This window comes from Pseudotabrizicola formosa (genome assembly GCF_002900965.1).
Lineage (GTDB): Bacteria > Pseudomonadota > Alphaproteobacteria > Rhodobacterales > Rhodobacteraceae > Pseudotabrizicola > Pseudotabrizicola formosa.
On the sequence record NZ_PJOM01000004.1, the window covers coordinates 19,038 to 35,889 of the forward strand.

Genomic DNA, 16,852 nt, shown 5'->3' on the forward strand with positions numbered 1-16,852 from the left:
CCTGCGTGCATCCCGACCTACCCCTGAACCATGCCGCCCAAGGCAAGGGTCAGGGATTGATCAATGTGATGCGAAAGAGCACGGGTTGCGGCATCGGCATCGCCCGCCAGCATCGGCATCAGAAACGCCAGATGTTCTTTGATCACCCGCGTCGCATTCTGCCGGGTCACCCTGACGCGCGACTGCGCCGCCATACGGATCTTGATGGCTGTCACACGGTACACATTCGAAATCAGGCGATTTTCCATCACGCTGACCATCTGTGCATGCATGTCCCAGTCATAAAGCTGAAAGTCGCGTAGAAATTCTGCCACGTCAGATCCGTCACCCTGCCCAAGCCGCACCTGCGCGGCCTGGTGCCAGTCGATCCATTCGGTGACAAGGCAACGGTCCAGCCGGGCCAGAATGTCCGGCACAGCCTCCAGCTCGATCATGCGCCGCATCTGATACGCTTCGCGGATGAAGGTGACATCCAGACTGGGCACCATCAGACCCCGCTGTGGCAGGGTCAGAAGCAGCCCCTCCGCCTCAAACCTCGGAATGGCTTCGCGCACCGAACCCAAGCTGACCCCGGCCATTTCCATCAACTCGCGCTGCGAGATGATCTGGCCCGGTCGGACCTTGCCCCAGTTCAGAAGTTCCTCAATCCGGTCATAGGCAATCTGGCGCAATGAGGGCTCTGCAGCAGAGCCGGCCGCGTCGCGCCGGGCTGCGGCAGGCTGGGTGACCATCGGTTCGGACATTGCGTTGCTCACTGACCTATTGCTAACATGACACTAACATGTTAGTTGCAGGAACGGTAGTGCAATGTTTTCCGGCCGGCAGAGGAGCGCCGGTCAAAAGAAGACAGGCGCGGACACCGATATATTCTGGGAGGAGTAGACAGAATGACATATTCGACACCCCGCCGGGCTTTCCTGGCGTCTGCCGGAGCCTTGGCACTTTTCGCCGCCAGCCTTGCCCCGTTTGCCGCAGCGGCCCAGGACTTGCCTGTGATCCGCATGTCGACCCCGGCATCCGAGACAGACCAGCGGTCGGTCGCACTTGCCACCGTGTTCGGCCCGGCCATCGCCGAATTCGCCACCTACCAGCCGCATTACAATGCATCGTTGGTGGCGCAAGGGTCTGAGCTGGAAGCGATTGCTTCGGGTGATCTGGAGATGTCGATCGCCTCTGCCCAGGAACTGGCGAACTTCTTCCCCGAATTCTCGATCTTCACGGCGGGTTATGTGCACCAGAGTGCCGAGCATCAGCTTGCGGTGTTCAGCGACCCGCTGATGGACCCGTTCAAGCAAAAGGTCGAGGATGAGCTTGGGGTCAAGTTGCTCTCGGTCATGTATCTGGGCAAGCGCCATGTAAACCTGCGCTTTCCACGCAGCGAAAAGGAAGTGATGACCCCCGCAGATCTGGCCGGCGTGAACCTGCGGATGCCGGGATCCGATGCCTGGCAGTTCCTGGGTCGCGCCATCGGTGCCAATCCGACGCCAATGGCCTTTACCGAGATCTACACCGCGCTGCAGACCGGGTCGGTCGACGGGCAAGACAACCCACTGCCCACGGTGGTGGATGCCAAGTTCTACGAGGTGACCAAGCAGGTCAGCCTGACCGCTCATCTGGTGGACCTGAACTATATCGCGATGTCCAAGGCAGTCTGGGACACGCTGACACCAGACCAGCAAACGGCCGTGCAACAGGCGGCAGATGATGCTGCCACGGCCGCGCGTGAGGGGCAGATGGCCAAGGAAGAAGAGCTTGTCACCTTCCTGAAAGAGCAGGGGCTCGAAGTCTACGAGCCCGATCTGGAAGCGTTCCGCACCCATGTGCAGGCACAATACATCGGGTCCGAATTCGCTCAATCCTGGCCCGAAGGCGTGCTGGAACAGATCAACGCCCTTGGCAACTGATCTGGCGTGATATCCTGGCCGGGGAGCAGCCACTGCGCAGCACCCCGGCCTTGTTCCCCTTTTGCGTCGCGCCCTGTGGCGTGCCGGAGGCAGTTCATGGCCCGTGTTATATCCCTGCTGCGCACGTCTGCCGAAGGCTTTGCTGCGGCGTTGATGGCCGCAATGTTCGCCACTTTCATCCTGCAGGTCGTGGTGCGCTATGCCGCTCGGATCGAGTGGGTGACGGAGACCCTGCCGTGGTTGCAGCCGCTCTATTACGGATGGACATTGGAATTCTGCCTCGCGGTCTGGGTCTGGCTGATTTTCTGGGGCAATGCCTTTATCGTACGCCAGGCCGATCACGTGACCTTTGACATCCTGTACATCGCGGTGCCGCCCCGGGTGCGGCGGGTGTTCACCATCATCACCGGGCTGGCCATCGGCATCGCCCTGCTGGCCTCGGTCTTGCCGACATGGGATCGCTTCATGATCCTTCGGCTGAAGACCACCGCCACATTGGGCGATCTGTTCGGCGACTGGATCCGGATGCGCGATATTTATGTGATCTACATGCTGTTCCTTCTGGCCGTCGCCGCACGCTATTTCTGGATGGTCTGGCATGCCTTTCGTCATGGCGTGGAAGAACCCGTGCTGCCTGGACTGGAACCACCGGGCACGGAACGGACAAAACCATGAGCTTCGAATTTCTTCTGTGCCTGGTTGCGCTGATGGGTCTGGCCGCCATCGGAATGCCGATTGCCTATGCGATCCTGGTGGCCTCGATGGCCTATCTGGTGGCGGCGGGCCAGAGCATCGGGATCAGCGGCAAGGTGCTGATGGACGGGCTGTATCAGAGCTATATCCTGCTCGCGGTGCCGCTGTTCATTGTGGCGGCCAATATCATGAACGCCGGGACGGTGTCTGATCGGCTGCTGCAGTTTTGTATCGCTATCGTGGGGCGGTTCCGGGGCGGGCTTGGCCATGTGAACGTGATGGCCTCGCTGGTGTTTTCCGGCATGTCAGGGTCGGCTGTGGCGGACGCCGCAGGGATCGGCAAGCTGATCATCGACATGATGGTCAAGTCCGGCCATTACACGCGCGGCTATGCGGCAGCGATCACGGCGGCGTCGGCAACGATCGGACCGATTATTCCGCCCTCCATTCCCATGGTGCTCTATGCGCTGGTGTCGAACACGTCGATCGGGTTCCTGTTTCTGGGCGGCATCGTGCCGGGGCTGTTCATGGGCGGTGTTCTGATGGCAATGAATGCCTGGATCTCGCACCGGCGTGGCTTTGCCAAGGATGAACCGGTCCCGCTGAGCGAACTGCCGAGCATCACCTTCAGGGCCGGTCCGGCGCTGCTGATGCCCGCCATCCTGCTTTACGGCATCTATGGCGGCGTAACCACGCCGACCGAGGCCGCAGCCGTGGCCGCGTTTTACGCGCTGATCCTTGCGGCGGTGTTCTACAGATCGCTGTCACTGAAAACCTTTTACGGCATTCTGGTTGATTCTGCGCGGTCATCTGCGGCAGTCGGTCTGGTGATCGGCGGGGCGCTGATCCTGAATTATATCGTGGCGTCAGAAAACATTCCGGGCGTTGTGGCGCAGGCGCTTGTGGGCCTCGACATTCATCCGCTCGTGTTCCTGCTGTGCGTGAACCTGCTGCTATTGGTGCTGGGCTGCTTCTTGGACGCGTCGACCATCATTCTGGTCATCATTCCGCTGTTCATTCCCAGTTGCCGCGAACTTGGCATTGATCTGGTCCATTTCGGTGTGGTGGCCATCGTCAACTGCATGATTGGGCTGATCACACCGCCTTACGGCATCCTGTTGTTTGTGATCAACGCCGTCACCCGCATTCCGCTGGCCGAGATCATACAAGAGGTTTGGCCGTTTCTGGCGGTTCTGGTGGCCGCGCTGCTGGTGATGATCCTGGTGCCAGATGTCATCCTGATGCTGCCGCGCGCCTTTGGCTATGCCGGCTGACCTCCTCTTATCCCAAGTTCCAAGGACTCTCCCAATGTCGCATGCCATGCAAGGTATCTTTCCGGTCGTCATCACGCCGTTCAAACCAGACAACACCATCGATTGGGAGGGCTATGCCCGGCTGATCGATTGGTACATCGACAACGGTTCGCATGGCTTGTTTGCGGTGTGCCAATCATCGGAAATGCTGTTTCTGACGCTGGAAGAACGCCGCGATCTGGCGGCCTTCACGGTCAGGCATGTGGCGGGCCGGGTGCCGGTGGTGGCCTCGGGGCATATCTCGGCCGCAATGGACGATCAGAAGCTGGAGCTGCGCACCATCGCCGAAACCGGGGTCGATGCGGTGGTTCTGGTGACCAACCGTCTGGCGGCAGCGGATGAGGGCAGCGACGTGTTCCGCGCGCGGATGGATGACCTGCTGACCGCCCTGCCATCCGACATGGCGCTGGGGCTGTATGAATGCCCCGCGCCCTATCGCCGCCTGCTGACGGATGACGAGGTCAGCTGGTGCGCACAAAGCGGGCGGTTTGCCTTCCTCAAGGACGTGACCTGCAATCTTGATGACGTAAAGCGGCGGCTGCGGTTGGTCGAAGGCTCGCCACTGGCGATCAACAATGCGAACGCGGCGATCGCCTGGCCTGCCATTCTGGCGGGCGGTCACGGCTTTTCCGGCGTGATGAACAACTTTCATCCCGATCTTTATCGCTGGCTGATGGACCATGGCCGCGAGCATCCCGAATTGGCGGCGGAGCTGGACACCTTCCTCGTGCTGTCGGCCATGTCCGAAGGCATGGGCTATCCCAAGCTGGCCAAGCATTACCACCGCCGGATCGGCACCTTCGACTGCGTCCACAGCCGCACGATCCCCTATGACATTGCCGAAAAACACTGGGCGGTCGAGGTGGTCCTTGATCACATCGTCGAGGGAGCGTCCCGGTTCCGCGATCGCATCAGGGCCCTGTAGGGGCCCCGATGCTAGGGTCGGCGCGCAGGGCCAGCCACTGGCGCAAGGCGACCGCGCCGAGGATGGCAGCCCCCAGTGCCGTCGAGATGACCTCCGGTGCGATCATCAAAAGGGCGGCGATAGGCAGAATCACCCTCTCGATCTTCCACAGCGGGGCCATCAGCCAATTGGTGATCGCGGCAGACAGCGCCAGGATGCCCAGCACAGCCCCGGTAAAGGCCAGCGCAAAGGCACTCCACGTGAAGCCTTCGGTCACCAGCAGCAGCGAGGGCGAGAAGACGAACATGAACGGCACCAAGGCCTTGCCCATTGACAGGCGGAAGGCGGTGTTGCCCGCCTTGAACGCATTTGCCCCCGCGATGCCCGAGGCGGCATAGGCCGCCAGCGCCACCGGCGGTGTCACATCGGCAAGCACCCCGTAATAGAACACGAAGAAATGGGCGACCAGCGGCTCGACATTCATCATGCTCAGCACCGGGGCGGCGACAGCGACCATGATGATATAATTCGCCGTGGTCGGGATGCCGCAGCCCATCAGGATGCAGACCACCGCTGTCATCATCAGAGTAAACAAAAGCGCGAGCGTTTGGATGCCAAAAAGCTCGAACGGCAGGAAGCCGAGGAAAGCATGGGTGCTGACTGCCCAGCTTTGCGCCAGGCTGGTCAACATGAAGGCGATCTTGAAGCCGATTCCGGTCAACGTAACCACGCCGATCACCACGCCCACCAAAGCCGCCGCCGCCGTAACGGCAAGAGAGCTCTTGGCGCCGGAGACGAAGCCTTCGTAGATCCCGGCAACAAATTCCTTGGCCCCGTCCGTAACGCCGGACGCCATGACGCGCTGGATTGCGTAGACCGCGATACAGGCGGTGATGGCCCAGAATGCTGCCAGAAACGGCGTGCGCCCCGACATCAGCATCCACACCAGAAGGAGCAACGGCAACATCGACAGCCAGCCTTCGCGCAGAACCTTTACAGCGTTGGGCAGCTCTTCCTTGGTCAGGCCCCGGATGCCCAGACGCTTTGCCTCCAGATGCACCTGCACCAACACGCCGAAGAAATGCATGAAGGCCGGCACGATGGCCGCAATCAGAATCGTGCGCAGCGGGATGCCCAGGTATTCCACCATCAGAAAGGCCACGGCCCCCATCACCGGCGGTGTAATCTGCCCGCCGGTGGAAGAAGCCGCCTCGACCGCCGCCGCAAAATGGCGCTTGAAGCCGATCTTGATCATGGTGGGAATGGTCAGCGCGCCGGTGGTGACCGTGTTGGCGATGGACGAGCCAGAGATTGACCCGAGCAGGGCGGAGGACACGACGGAAACCTTGGCCGGCCCCCCGGCATAGCGCCCGGTCAGCGCGGTGGCCAGATTGATGAACAATTGCCCAAGGCCGATCTTCTGCGCCATCACGCCGAACAGCACGAAGTGGAACACATAGGTGGCAATCACGCCGAGCGCGGTGCCGTAGACACCTTGGGACGAGAGATAAAGGTGATTGACGATCCCGGCCCAGTCAGAGCCGGGATGCACGAAAATGCCAGGCATCGATTGCCCGAAATAGGCGTAACCGATGAACAACAGCGCAATCACCGGCAGCGGCCAGCCCATCGAGCGGCGGACAGCCTCGAACAGTGTCACCAGCAGGACAGTGCCCATCGCCACATCCAGCGGCAGCGGGTTGCCGATGCGAAAGGCCAGTTGGTCATAGATCCATGGCACGTAAAGTGCGCTGATCAGCGCAGCAATGGCAAACAGCCAGTCCAGCACTGGCAGGCCAAGGATGACAAAGCCTGTGGTCTTCTGACGCCCCGAAGAGAAGGCGGCAAAGCTCAGATAGATCAGGAACAGCGACACGCCCATATGCACGCCGCGATGCGTGGTCGCGCGCGGGATGCCGAAACCGGCTGTGTAATAATGATAGACCGCCAAGGCGAACAAGATAACGCCTGACAGCAGCGCCACAGGGCGTGTGATGGTTCTGAACCGCGCTTCGGGATCAAATTCTTCTTCGATTGCCCGCAGTTCCGCCTCGGTCAGGGTGCGCGTGTCGTTGCTCATCAGACGGTCCTTGCAAGCTGTCATGCAGATGAAAGGGACGCGGCCCATGCGCAGGCCGCGTCCCGGTCGTCAGGTCAGATCGGGCTGATCACTCGATCGCGCCGACTTCCTTGTAGAACTTCTCCGCACCCGGATGGAATGGGATGCCTGCCCCTTGGACGGCATTTTCCAGCGTGATGAACTTGCCCTTGGCATGACCATTGGCGAACAGACCCTGCGTCGTCTCGTTGAACAGCGATTTGGTGATCCCGTAGACCAGATCTTCGGACAGATCGGCCGAGGTCACCATCTGCGCGCCCACCGAAATGGTGGCCACTTCAGCGTCCTGTCCGTTGTAGGTGCCGGCTGGGAAGGTGTCGGTGGCGAAGAAGCTGTATTCCTCGCGCAGTGCGTCGATTTCCGGGCCGGTGATCGGCACGATCACGACATCATGCTGGCTGGACAGTTCCGCAATCGCGCCTGCCGGATAGCCGCCAACAAAGAAGAACGCATCCATCGCGCCATCGCGCATCCGGTCCGATGCCTGATCGGGCTTGAGGTATTCCGGGGTAATATCGGCTTCGGTCAGGCCAAACGCCTCAAGGATGATCTTGGCATCCACCAGCGTGCCCGATCCCGGCTCGTCCAGCGACACGCGCTTGCCGCGCAGATCGGCGACCGAGGCGATGCCCGAGTCCGCACTGGCCACCAGATGGATGCTTTCAGGATAGAGGTTGGCAATCAGCCGCAGTTTTTCGACCGCAGGTTGACCCTCGAACAGGCCGGTGCCGGTTTGCGCCCAATAGGCCACGTCAGACTGGCTGAAGCCAGCCTCCAACGTGCCGCCGTTGATCGAGTTCACGTTGCCGACCGACCCATTCGACGCCACAGCCGTGGCAATCAGGCCCGGCACGCCGCAAGAGCCACCTTCTTCACAGGCGCGCGACCCGGGCGGGTTGGAAATCGCGTTCGCGATCAGGCCACCGATTGGGTAATAGGTGCCTGCCGTGCCGCCGGTGCCGATGCGGAAAAACTGCATGTCCTGCGCCACTGCGCCTTGTGCCATCAGCCCGACCGCAAGCGCGGCCCCTGCCAGAGCGTTGAAGGATATGATTTTCATGCCTACCTCCTAGGTGGTCTTTCCTCGAAATGCTGCCGCCCTTCCGGACGATCTGATCAAATCCTAAGCGATGATCGCCCAGAGGTCGAGACTGATTGATCGCTGCGTTCAGAAGTTAACGGCCGGAGCGCGGCCCGGAACCAGCCAGCACCACAGCACCGTCCGGAGCCCCGCCGGTCAGCGTCATGAACGCTTCGTGCTGCGACAGGAAAATCTGGCCCTTGAAGTGATCCATGAAATCCGACCGCATCAATGCATCCGTCACCGGACCTTTGACCTCGGACAGGTGAAAGCCGATCCCGGCAGAGCCAAGACGGTGCGCGATGGCTTCAAGACTTTCCAGCGCGCTTGCGTCGATGGCGTTCACGGCCGGGCACATCAGGACAACATGCTGCAACTGCGGCAGACCAGCAACACGGTCATAGATCGCGTCTTCAAGGGCGCGGGCATTGGCGAAATACAGGCTTTCATCGACCCGGATCGACAGGATGCGCGGATCGGTGATGACATCATGGCGCTCAACGTTTCTAAAATGCTCGGTCCCCGGCACCTGGCCGACAATGGCGATATGCGGGCGCGAGGTGCGCCACAAAAACAGCGCCAGCGAAAGCGACACACCGGCCAGGATCCCCGCTTCGACCCCCACCAGCAGCACCGCGAGGATGGTCACGGCCATCGCGGCGAAATCAGCCTTGGAATAGGCCCAGGTGCGACGGATCGCGGCGATGTCCACCAGAGACAGGACGGCCACGATGATCGTTGCGGCCAGCACGGCCTGTGGCAGGAGTTGGAACAGGGGGGTCAGGAAAATGGTCGCCGCAAGGATACCTGCCGCGGTAAAGGCACCCGCCATCGGGGTTTCGGCACCTGCGTCGAAATTCACCACGGACCGGGCAAACCCACCCGTCACCGGATAACCACCCGACAGGGCAGAGGCGATGTTGGACGCACCAAGGGCAGTCAGTTCTTGGTTGGGCACAATGCGTTGCCGCCGTTTCGCGGCCAGAGTCTGCGCCACCGAGACCGATTCCACAAAACCGACCAGGCTGATCAGCACCGCAGGCAGCAGCAATTCCTGCCACAGGCCCGGATCAAACGATGGCAGCGCAAAGGGTGGCAAATGGCCGGGGATATTGCCAACGATCCTGACTCCCTTATCCGCCAGCCCAAAGCCGACCACCGCAAGGATGGACAAGACGATGGCGACCACAGGACCGGTCTTGGCGATTAGATCCGACGCCCGTGCCGGCACCCCGCGTGCCAGCAACAGCGGCTTCAACTGCTTGCGTGTCCAGAACAGGAACGCGGTCGCAGTGGTGCCGATGACAAAGGTATATGGGTTCAGTCCATCAAGTCCCGCGGCGATCCCGGCCAGCACGCGCAACAGGCTGTCGCCCTCCACCCTGATCCCCAAAATGTGCTGCAGCTGGCTGATCGCAATCAGAAGTCCAGACGCGGTGATGAAGCCCGAAATCACCGGATGCGACAGGAAATTGGCCAGAAACCCCAAGCGCAGCAAAGACATCGCCACAAGGACAAGCCCGGACAAGAATGCCAGCGTGATAGCCGCCGTCAGATATTCCGCGCTCCCGGGGTCCGCCACTTGCCCCACCGCCGCCGCTGTCATCAGGGACACCACCGCCACCGGCCCGACCGCGAGTGCCCGGCTGGTGCCAAAGATTGCATAGGCGATCAGAGGCAGGATCGAGGCATAAAGCCCCACCTGCGGCGGCAGGCCCGCCAGCATGGCATAGGCAAGGCTTTGCGGCACCAGCATGATGGTCACGATCACCGCCGCGATCAGATCGCTTTGCGCGTCGGATGTCGTATAGGCTGGTGCCCACCCAAGGATGGGGAACAGAGACGAGAAACGTTTCAACGGCTTGGCCTTTTCAGTCGCGCGCAGAAAGCCGGGGGCGGCGGTGTGGTCCTGAAGGCTTAAAGCCCGTTGATCGGCACTTTGAGAAAGCGCTTGCCGCTTTCATCCGGGGGCGGAAGGTCACCCGCGCGCATGTTCACCTGCAGGGATGGGATGATCAGTTTCGGCATGGCTAGGGTCGCATCCCGCGCTTCACGGAGCTGGACGAACTCATCTTCAGTGATACCGTCCTTGATATGAATATTATGGGCCCGCTGTTCGGCCACGGTCGTCTCCCAGCGAATTTCACGGCCGTTGGGCCCGTAATCATGGCACATGAACAAGCGCGTTTCGGCGGGCAGCGACAGCACGCGCTGGATCGACCGGTACAGCGTGCGTGCGTCCCCGCCCGGGAAATCGGCACGGGCCGATCCGCCATCCGGCATGAACAACGTATCACCGACAAAAGCGGCATCGCCCGCCACATGCGTCATGCAGGCTGGCGTGTGACCGGGCGTGTGCAGGGCAAACACCGTCATGCCACCGATCTGATAGGTGTCGCCATCCTTGAACAGCCGGTCAAACTGCGACCCATCGCGTTGGAATTCGGTGCCTTCGTTGAAGATCTTGCCAAAGGTGTCCTGAACGAGGGTGATGTGTTCACCAATGCCGATCTTGCCGCCAAGCTTGCCCTGAATATAGGGGGCACCAGACAGGTGGTCGGCATGAACATGCGTCTCGATCAGCCATTCCAGCGTCAGGCCCTGCGCGCGGATGAAGTCGATCACCGCATCGGCCGAGGCATAGGAAATGCGGCCTGCGGCATAGTCGATGTCCATCACGGAATCGATGACGGCGCAGGCGGTGCTGGCCGGATCGCGCACCACATAGGTAACCGTGTTGGTCGGTTCATCAAAGAAGGCCATCACCTCTGGTTTGACCGAAAGGTCAACGGCATGGGGAATCGTTGCAAAATTTGTCATCGGTGTGTCCTCCGGACTGTCAGGTGCTTCGGCGACGGGGCAAGGCTTGCAGCCAGCGTGCAATGACAATACCGCCAGCCATCGAGATCAGGAACAGGGCGGTCGGCCAGGGCGCAAAGCCCAAGGCCGGAATGGCACCCCCGGGACAAAAGCCCGCAATGCCCCAGCCCAGGCCGAACACGGCAGAACCGCCGATCAGTTTGGCATCGATCACTCGTGCCATCGGCAGATGGAATGTCGTGTCGAACAGCGGCGCTTTGCGCTGGCCAAAGATGACGCGATAACCAATGGCCGTGGTGATCAATGCGCCACCCATCACAAAGGCAAGGCTTGGGTCCCATGTACCGAGGGGATCAAAGAAGTTCAGAACCTTGGCCGGGTTGCCCATGCCCGAGATGGCGATACCAAGCCCAAAGATCAGGCCCGCGACAAGGGCAGACAGGATATGTTTCATCTGCGTTACCCTCCAAAGCCATGTCGGATCAGCGTGACGGTGGCAAAGGTCGTGGCCATGAAGGTCAGCGTTGCCACCAGCGACCGGGGTGACAGCCGGGCCAGACCGCAGACGCCATGACCCGAGGTGCAGCCCGAAGCGAATGTAACGCCAATCCCCACGATCACCCCTCCCAAGGCCAGCAGCGCCCCATTGGTCGGTGAGACGAAGTCAAATTCTGCGCCAAATCGCGTCGCAAGAAACGGTGCGACCACCGCACCGGCCAGAAACGCCAGCCGCCAAGGACTGTCGGGGTTTCGGGGGTCCAGCACGCCACTCAACATGCCGGTCATGCCCGCGATGCGCCCGTTGAAGACCATCAGAACAACGGCCCCAAGGCCGATCAGGATGCCGCCAAAGAGGGAGGCCCAGGGGGTAAAGTCAGTGATCATCGTATGGCAAGCTCCGGCATGAAAGGGGGATCAGATGCTTTGTCACAGGCGCCGCACCACCCGTCGGTCGGGACGTTCGGGCCTTCAGCGCCGTGGCGCTGAAGGAATGGCTTATTTCTTTGTCATCGGGCAAGTATTGATGCCAAACAGGGTATAGGCAGGGCAGAAGCGAAAGAGGGCGGTTCCGATCATCACGACGCCGACAGCCGCCAAAGCAAATTTCCATGCGCCCCAGGCAGCAAGCAGATCTGCAGACACGGGGAGAAAAGGCGCAGCCAGCAGAACCGCACCCAGAACACCGCGCAGCAGCCGATCAAGAGGTCCAACGTTTGTCATTCCGCATTCCTTGTTTACAAGCGATGTTGCTTATTACTTTCGAAAGTGCTTAAATGTCAAGTATGAAAACCGATATCACTCTTGAAGACATGACAGCCCTGGAAACCAAGGCTGAAGAAGTGTCTGAAACCCTGGCGGCCATGGCCAACCCCAAGCGGTTGCTGGTGCTGTGTTCGCTTTTGGCCGGTGAAAAATCGGCTGGCGATCTGGCCGCGATCGTCCAGCTGACACCCGCCGCCTTGTCGCAACATCTTGGCAAGATGCGGGCCTTGCGCCTTGTGGTGACGCGCCGCGACGGACAGACCATCTATTACAGCCTTGCCAGCGCCAAGGTCCGCGCCCTGCTGGAAACCCTCTACCGCGTATATTGCGCCACAGATGACTAAATCGGGCAAGATTTTTACGTCCGCCCTCTGCCAACAGGGCAGCGCCACCGAGGCTTGCGTGCGGGCCACTGCCTGTCTTGTCTCTCCAAGCGCCGCAGCGGTCGCGATCATCGCACGCCTTCAATCTTTGCCTGTTTCGGCAAACATGCAAAGGTAAAACGGGCGAGAGGCGACCGTTTGACGGCCTTCACAGCACATTCCCTGCGATGCAGCCCCATCCTCCGGTTGAACTTTCGCTCCAAACCGGCGAAAACGCGCCTATGTGCCGCCCTTGGGCAACACAACTTTCGCACGGACGCATTAGCAGGGGAACAGCGGCGCGTCCAAACCTGGCCTGTGGTCGCAGGCCGATCCATCCGGGACGACCCGCCGTCATCTGCTGACGGGCAAACCAAGCGTAAACCGCGCCGGGTCTGACACCAAAAGAGGGACATCATGACCGACACCCCAAACGCGCTTCAGCGCGACGACGAACCGATCAGCGACATCGAGGCAATCCCCGAACCCGAGGGTGAGACCGAGATCATCACCACCGACTATTCCATCGGGCAGGACAATGTGGCGCCAAGCTACATCCTGCAGTTCGACTTTCACCAGAAGGTCTTCAGCATTTCTGCGCTTGGGATCGTGGCTTTCACCATTCTGACTCTGGCGTTCCAGAACCAGATCGAGCCGGTGTTCACCGGCATGCGCGACTGGCTGACCGGAAATCTGGGCTGGTTCTTCCTGATCGCAGGCAACATCTTTGTGCTGCTGTGCCTGTTCCTGATCGTCTCACCGCTGGGCAAGATCCGCCTCGGCGGGCCAGAGGCCACGCCTGACTATGGCTATATCGGCTGGTTTTCGATGCTGTTTGCCGCCGGCATGGGAATCGGGCTGATGTTTTATGGCGTGTCAGAACCTTTGTCGCATTACACTGCGGCCTTGGGCGGCGTGACCGTGGATGAAACCGGTGCCCGCACCGATTGGGCACCGCTCGGGGGGGCGGCAGGCGACACGGCAGAGGCCGCGCGTCTGGGCATGGCGGCCACGATCTTTCATTGGGGCCTTCACCCTTGGGCAATCTACGCGGTCGTGGCGCTGGCCTTGGCGCTGTTCTCTTACAACAAGGGCTTGCCTCTGACCCTGCGTTCCACCTTCTATCCGATCTTCGGGGAAAGAATCTGGGGCTGGCCGGGCCATATCATCGACATTCTGGCCATCTTTGCCACGATCTTCGGACTTGCCACCTCGCTCGGCATCGGCGCGCAACAGGCGGCGGCGGGGCTGGACTACCTGTTCGGCTTTGGCCAGTCGGATTCGAGGCTGATTATGCTGATCGTGTTCATCACCATTCTGGCGATTGTCTCGGTGGTGCGGGGGCTGGAAGGCGGGGTGAAGATCCTGTCGCAGCTCAACATGTTTCTGGCCCTGGCGCTGCTGATCTTTGTCGTGGCCCTTGGGCCCACGGCCAGCATCTTTACCGGATTTTTTACCAACCTTGTGGCCTATGGTGAATATCTGCCGGCACTGGCCAATCCGTTCGGCCGGGACGACGCCAACTTTGCCGCAGGCTGGACGGCGTTCTACTGGGCATGGTGGATCAGCTGGTCACCCTTTGTCGGCATGTTCATCGCCCGCGTCTCGCGCGGCAGAACGGTGCGGGAGTTTCTGATTGCCGTGCTGATCGTGCCAAGCCTGTTCTCGGTGCTGTGGATGACAGCGATGGGTGGCAGCGCAATCTCTCAGGTTGTCAACGACGGCTTTACCGGAGTTCAGACGGCGGCACTTGAACTGCAGCTGTTTGAAATGCTCAGCCAATTGCCGCTGGCGGCGATCAGTTCTCTGATCGGCATCGTGCTGGTCGTTGTGTTCTTCGTCACCTCGTCCGACTCCGGCTCTTTGGTGATCGACACCATCGCAGCAGGGGGCAAGACCAATGCGCCAGTCGTGCAACGGGTGTTCTGGGCCACTTTCGAAGGGCTGGTGGCGATTGCGCTCTTGCTGGGCGGTGGTCTGGCGGCCTTGCAGGCCATGGCGGTTTCAACCGGGCTGCCCTTTACTCTGGTGTTGCTGGCAGCCTGCTATTCCATCTTGCGCGGCCTGATGAACGAACCGCGCTGAGCATTCGGGCAGCCCCAAGGGGCTGCCCGTCACTTGCGATGGGAAAGCCCGACATGGCGGGCAATGGTGCTGACGGTGAACACCTGCCGCGGGCGGTTTGCACGGGAATCAAACCGGCATTTCTGCAGCCGCTGTCGCAAGCCCCTGACAAACCGCCAAATTTCAATGAGCCTTCTGGTGATCCCGACAGGACTTGAACCTGTAACCTGCCCCTTAGGAGGGATTCATTCATTTTCCTGATCCTTCTTTGTTTTCTTATGCTTGAGCGGTCGAGGTTCGGTCGGTTGTACATAGTTTGTACGAAACCGCGCCCTGACATCGGCCTCGTCCGTCTCGGCGTGGGCATAGATGCGCATGGGCAGATTGGGGTCTGACCAGCGCCCGGCCTTGGCCGCCGTGACCGGATCGACGCCTTGTCGCACTACCAGTTCGGTGAAAAACCCGTGCCGCCCGGCGGGGTGTGCCGACAGGTAAGGGATGCCCGCGCGCTTGCATATCGTCTTCCAGCGGTTGTTGTAGCCGGTCGGGCTGCCATAGCCAAAGACGCGTGGCGACAACAGTTGCCCCGTCTTTAGGTTCTTGGGCCGCTTCGGCTTCAACACCACCAGCTCGGCCATCATCTGCGGCGAAACGGTGATCCAGCCCTCCGGGTGGCCTTTCTGCGCCTTGATGCACACCTCGCAGGTGGCAGGCCGCAGATCATCCGGTTCGATGGACACCGCCTGATCGATCCGCGCCGCTGTCTCGAACATGAAACGCACCATGGCGGCGTTGTAGGGGTCGGCGGCGGCACAGAAGGCTTCGATCCAGTCGCGCGTCGCAGGGATGCGCTCGATCCGGCTGGGCTTGCGCCGCCGCTGGTCCTGCGCGATGCGCTCAAACTTGTCGTAACGCTTCACGCGCAGTAACGGCGTGCCCTTGTGCTCATGCGCGTTGTTGATGACTGCCCGCGCGGGCGTCACGATCTCGCGCCACCAGGTATCGGTGCAGGCGTTCGGCTTGAGCTTGCGACCGAGGCATTTCAGCAGCGCGCCCGTTATCGCGCCCAGCGGCATATCCCCGATCTCGTCGAGGATCGGCAGAAGCTGCTTCGCCGTCTTGGCGGAGGGGTGATAGAAATCGACTGCATCGGCAAAGCGCAGACTGTGCTCTTCCCCGATCAGGTACTTGCGGACCTGAAGCTGGGTTTCGTCGTTTATCCAGTCCCGCGCGCCAGCTTCAGTAGTCGCTCGCGTGCTTTGGCGGTATGGACCGGCGATCGGTCGGCCATTGTATTCGACCCAGCCCTTGACCCAGAAGACGGAGCCACGCTTGTAGATTTCGAGCGGCATGCCTGTCCTTCCTCGAAGATGGTGTCAATTTGCGCGGGGGTGATCAGCATGGTCCGTCCCAGCCGGAAGAACGCGCCGGTGTCGTTGGCCTTTTCGCGTAGCGTCCGCTCAGAAATCTCGATCCCGTGGTCGGCCATGATCTCGACCCATTGGGCCGGGGTCTTGCCGATGGTGAGGATCTGGGAGCTTTCAATTATCTCAATCTCCGCCACTTGGATCGTCCTTTCTTGCATGTGTCCACGACTACGCCTACGCATAGAATCGCTTGTTCAGCACCATCTGACGTGTTCAGATGGGATCAAACGTATATTGTCGTCATTTTGTGCGACATTCGCCCAAATGGTAATGCACGTCAATCGGAAAACGCACATGACGCGAGAGCCATCAGATCTGTTCGCCGAGATGGGCCCGCGCCTTGCGATCACTCGCAACGACATTGGCCTGTCGCAAGCGGCCATGGCGGAAGCGCTGGGCGTGTCCCCTCGGGCCTATCACAGCTACGAAAAAGGCAAGCGCGGTATACCAGTCGAGGCCTTGGTCGCGATGATCGAACGGTTCGACCTAGACGTGCGCTGGTTGTTGATCGGAGCAAAATCGGTACGGGCAAACCATGATTTTGAGGCGCTGAAGAACATCGAAAACTCACTGGACAGGCATCTGATGGCGGAAGGCATCAAGATCAAAAGCGAGAAGCGGGGGGCGATCATCGCCCGCTGGTATCAATCGCATATCGAAGGGCGCGAGGTCGTCGACGACGATGTGCACACTTGGATCGAACTGGTAAGGGACTAGACTGTTGGAAAGACCGAGCAAAAAGTGGCAGAGCGTGCGCAGGGCAACTTTGGAGCGAGCCCGCAGAGCAGCGATACAACCGCTTGAGCACCTACATTTAATCTACTTCGGCGTCTGCATCTGCTACCTTACTGGCTTCGTGCGCTTTCAGTTCTTCGACCCCGCGGCAGGTTTCACTTGGATCA

General features: G+C 60.6%; 16 protein-coding genes. 7 read left to right on the forward strand and 9 right to left on the reverse strand.

Annotated elements, in window-relative coordinates:
- Positions 1-17 precede the first annotated feature (17 nt).
- Entirely contained in the window at positions 18-743 is a 726-nt protein-coding gene (locus tag CXR43_RS14050) for a GntR family transcriptional regulator (protein ID WP_103334817.1), read from the reverse strand.
- A 144-nt stretch (positions 744-887) separates the two neighbouring features.
- Here CXR43_RS14050 and dctP point away from each other — a divergent pair, with 144 nt between their 5' ends.
- The 4 genes from dctP (at position 888) to CXR43_RS14070 (ending at position 4,835) form a co-directional block, all read left to right on the forward strand.
- Entirely contained in the window at positions 888-1,904 is a 1,017-nt protein-coding gene (dctP, locus tag CXR43_RS14055; protein ID WP_103334820.1) for a TRAP transporter substrate-binding protein DctP, read from the forward strand.
- A 96-nt stretch (positions 1,905-2,000) separates the two neighbouring features.
- The gene (locus CXR43_RS14060) at positions 2,001-2,579 is read left to right on the forward strand and encodes a TRAP transporter small permease (protein ID WP_103334822.1); all 579 of its coding nucleotides are present in this window, start codon (positions 2,001-2,003) and stop codon (positions 2,577-2,579) included.
- On the forward strand, positions 2,576-3,871 hold the full coding sequence (locus tag CXR43_RS14065) for a TRAP transporter large permease (RefSeq protein WP_103334824.1): 1,296 nt from the start codon (positions 2,576-2,578) through the stop codon (positions 3,869-3,871). Before CXR43_RS14060 ends, CXR43_RS14065 begins: the two co-directional genes overlap by 4 nt.
- Before the next feature lie 34 nt (positions 3,872-3,905).
- A complete protein-coding gene (locus tag CXR43_RS14070) occupies positions 3,906-4,835 on the forward strand; it encodes a dihydrodipicolinate synthase family protein (protein ID WP_103334827.1) in 930 nt (309 codons plus the stop codon).
- Here the strand turns inward: CXR43_RS14070 and CXR43_RS14075 are convergent.
- From CXR43_RS14075 to CXR43_RS14105, 7 genes are all read right to left on the reverse strand, one after another.
- Positions 4,822-6,894 carry a TRAP transporter permease gene (locus tag CXR43_RS14075; RefSeq protein WP_103335344.1) on the reverse strand — a complete coding sequence of 691 codons (2,073 nt, stop codon included), beginning with the start codon at positions 6,892-6,894 and terminating at the stop codon, positions 4,822-4,824. The two genes, CXR43_RS14070 and CXR43_RS14075, sit on opposite strands and share 14 nt — an antisense overlap.
- A gap of 88 nt (positions 6,895-6,982) precedes the next feature.
- The gene (locus CXR43_RS14080) at positions 6,983-7,993 is read right to left on the reverse strand and encodes a TAXI family TRAP transporter solute-binding subunit (protein WP_103334829.1); all 1,011 of its coding nucleotides are present in this window, start codon (positions 7,991-7,993) and stop codon (positions 6,983-6,985) included.
- Between the two features lie 115 nt (positions 7,994-8,108).
- Complete coding sequence (locus CXR43_RS14085) at positions 8,109-9,872, reverse strand: SulP family inorganic anion transporter (RefSeq protein ID WP_103334832.1); 1,764 nt, start codon at positions 9,870-9,872, stop codon at positions 8,109-8,111.
- Between the two features lie 59 nt (positions 9,873-9,931).
- Positions 9,932-10,834: an MBL fold metallo-hydrolase gene (locus CXR43_RS14090; RefSeq protein WP_103334835.1), complete on the reverse strand. Its 903-nt coding sequence runs from the start codon at positions 10,832-10,834 to the stop codon at positions 9,932-9,934.
- 19 nt (positions 10,835-10,853) lie between these two features.
- Complete coding sequence (locus CXR43_RS14095; protein WP_103334837.1) at positions 10,854-11,288, reverse strand: DUF6691 family protein; 435 nt, start codon at positions 11,286-11,288, stop codon at positions 10,854-10,856.
- A gap of 5 nt (positions 11,289-11,293) precedes the next feature.
- A complete protein-coding gene (locus CXR43_RS14100; protein ID WP_168219843.1) occupies positions 11,294-11,719 on the reverse strand; it encodes a YeeE/YedE family protein in 426 nt (141 codons plus the stop codon).
- Positions 11,720-11,830: 111 nt separating this feature from the next.
- Positions 11,831-12,055, reverse strand: coding sequence for a YgaP family membrane protein (locus CXR43_RS14105; RefSeq protein ID WP_103334840.1), 225 nt, complete (start codon positions 12,053-12,055; stop codon positions 11,831-11,833).
- Positions 12,056-12,108: 53 nt separating this feature from the next.
- Here CXR43_RS14105 and CXR43_RS14110 point away from each other — a divergent pair, with 53 nt between their 5' ends.
- Entirely contained in the window at positions 12,109-12,441 is a 333-nt protein-coding gene (locus CXR43_RS14110) for an ArsR/SmtB family transcription factor (protein ID WP_246831400.1), read from the forward strand.
- A gap of 435 nt (positions 12,442-12,876) precedes the next feature.
- Positions 12,877-14,544, forward strand: coding sequence for a BCCT family transporter (locus CXR43_RS14115; RefSeq protein WP_103334845.1), 1,668 nt, complete (start codon positions 12,877-12,879; stop codon positions 14,542-14,544).
- Between the two features lie 224 nt (positions 14,545-14,768).
- Here the strand turns inward: CXR43_RS14115 and CXR43_RS14120 are convergent, their stop codons facing one another.
- The gene (locus tag CXR43_RS14120; RefSeq protein WP_103334847.1) at positions 14,769-15,875 is read right to left on the reverse strand and encodes a tyrosine-type recombinase/integrase; all 1,107 of its coding nucleotides are present in this window, start codon (positions 15,873-15,875) and stop codon (positions 14,769-14,771) included.
- 369 nt (positions 15,876-16,244) lie between these two features.
- Between CXR43_RS14120 and CXR43_RS14125 the strand changes: the two genes are divergently transcribed.
- Positions 16,245-16,667 carry a helix-turn-helix domain-containing protein gene (locus CXR43_RS14125; protein WP_246831401.1) on the forward strand — a complete coding sequence of 141 codons (423 nt, stop codon included), beginning with the start codon at positions 16,245-16,247 and terminating at the stop codon, positions 16,665-16,667.
- Positions 16,668-16,852 lie beyond the last annotated feature (185 nt).

Coding starts and splice junctions, on each gene's coding strand:
- CXR43_RS14050 (WP_103334817.1), bottom strand. CDS start 743: ATGTCCGAACCGATGGTCACCCAGCCTGCCGCAGCCCGGCGCGACGCG.
- dctP (WP_103334820.1), top strand. CDS start 888: ATGACATATTCGACACCCCGCCGGGCTTTCCTGGCGTCTGCCGGAGCC.
- CXR43_RS14060 (WP_103334822.1), top strand. CDS start 2,001: ATGGCCCGTGTTATATCCCTGCTGCGCACGTCTGCCGAAGGCTTTGCT.
- CXR43_RS14065 (WP_103334824.1), top strand. CDS start 2,576: ATGAGCTTCGAATTTCTTCTGTGCCTGGTTGCGCTGATGGGTCTGGCC.
- CXR43_RS14070 (WP_103334827.1), top strand. CDS start 3,906: ATGTCGCATGCCATGCAAGGTATCTTTCCGGTCGTCATCACGCCGTTC.
- CXR43_RS14075 (WP_103335344.1), bottom strand. CDS start 6,894: ATGAGCAACGACACGCGCACCCTGACCGAGGCGGAACTGCGGGCAATC.
- CXR43_RS14080 (WP_103334829.1), bottom strand. CDS start 7,993: ATGAAAATCATATCCTTCAACGCTCTGGCAGGGGCCGCGCTTGCGGTC.
- CXR43_RS14090 (WP_103334835.1), bottom strand. CDS start 10,834: ATGACAAATTTTGCAACGATTCCCCATGCCGTTGACCTTTCGGTCAAA.
- CXR43_RS14095 (WP_103334837.1), bottom strand. CDS start 11,288: ATGAAACATATCCTGTCTGCCCTTGTCGCGGGCCTGATCTTTGGGCTT.
- CXR43_RS14100 (WP_168219843.1), bottom strand. CDS start 11,719: ATGATCACTGACTTTACCCCCTGGGCCTCCCTCTTTGGCGGCATCCTG.
- CXR43_RS14105 (WP_103334840.1), bottom strand. CDS start 12,055: ATGACAAACGTTGGACCTCTTGATCGGCTGCTGCGCGGTGTTCTGGGT.
- CXR43_RS14110 (WP_246831400.1), top strand. CDS start 12,109: ATGTCAAGTATGAAAACCGATATCACTCTTGAAGACATGACAGCCCTG.
- CXR43_RS14115 (WP_103334845.1), top strand. CDS start 12,877: ATGACCGACACCCCAAACGCGCTTCAGCGCGACGACGAACCGATCAGC.
- CXR43_RS14120 (WP_103334847.1), bottom strand. CDS start 15,875: ATGCCGCTCGAAATCTACAAGCGTGGCTCCGTCTTCTGGGTCAAGGGC.
- CXR43_RS14125 (WP_246831401.1), top strand. CDS start 16,245: ATGACGCGAGAGCCATCAGATCTGTTCGCCGAGATGGGCCCGCGCCTT.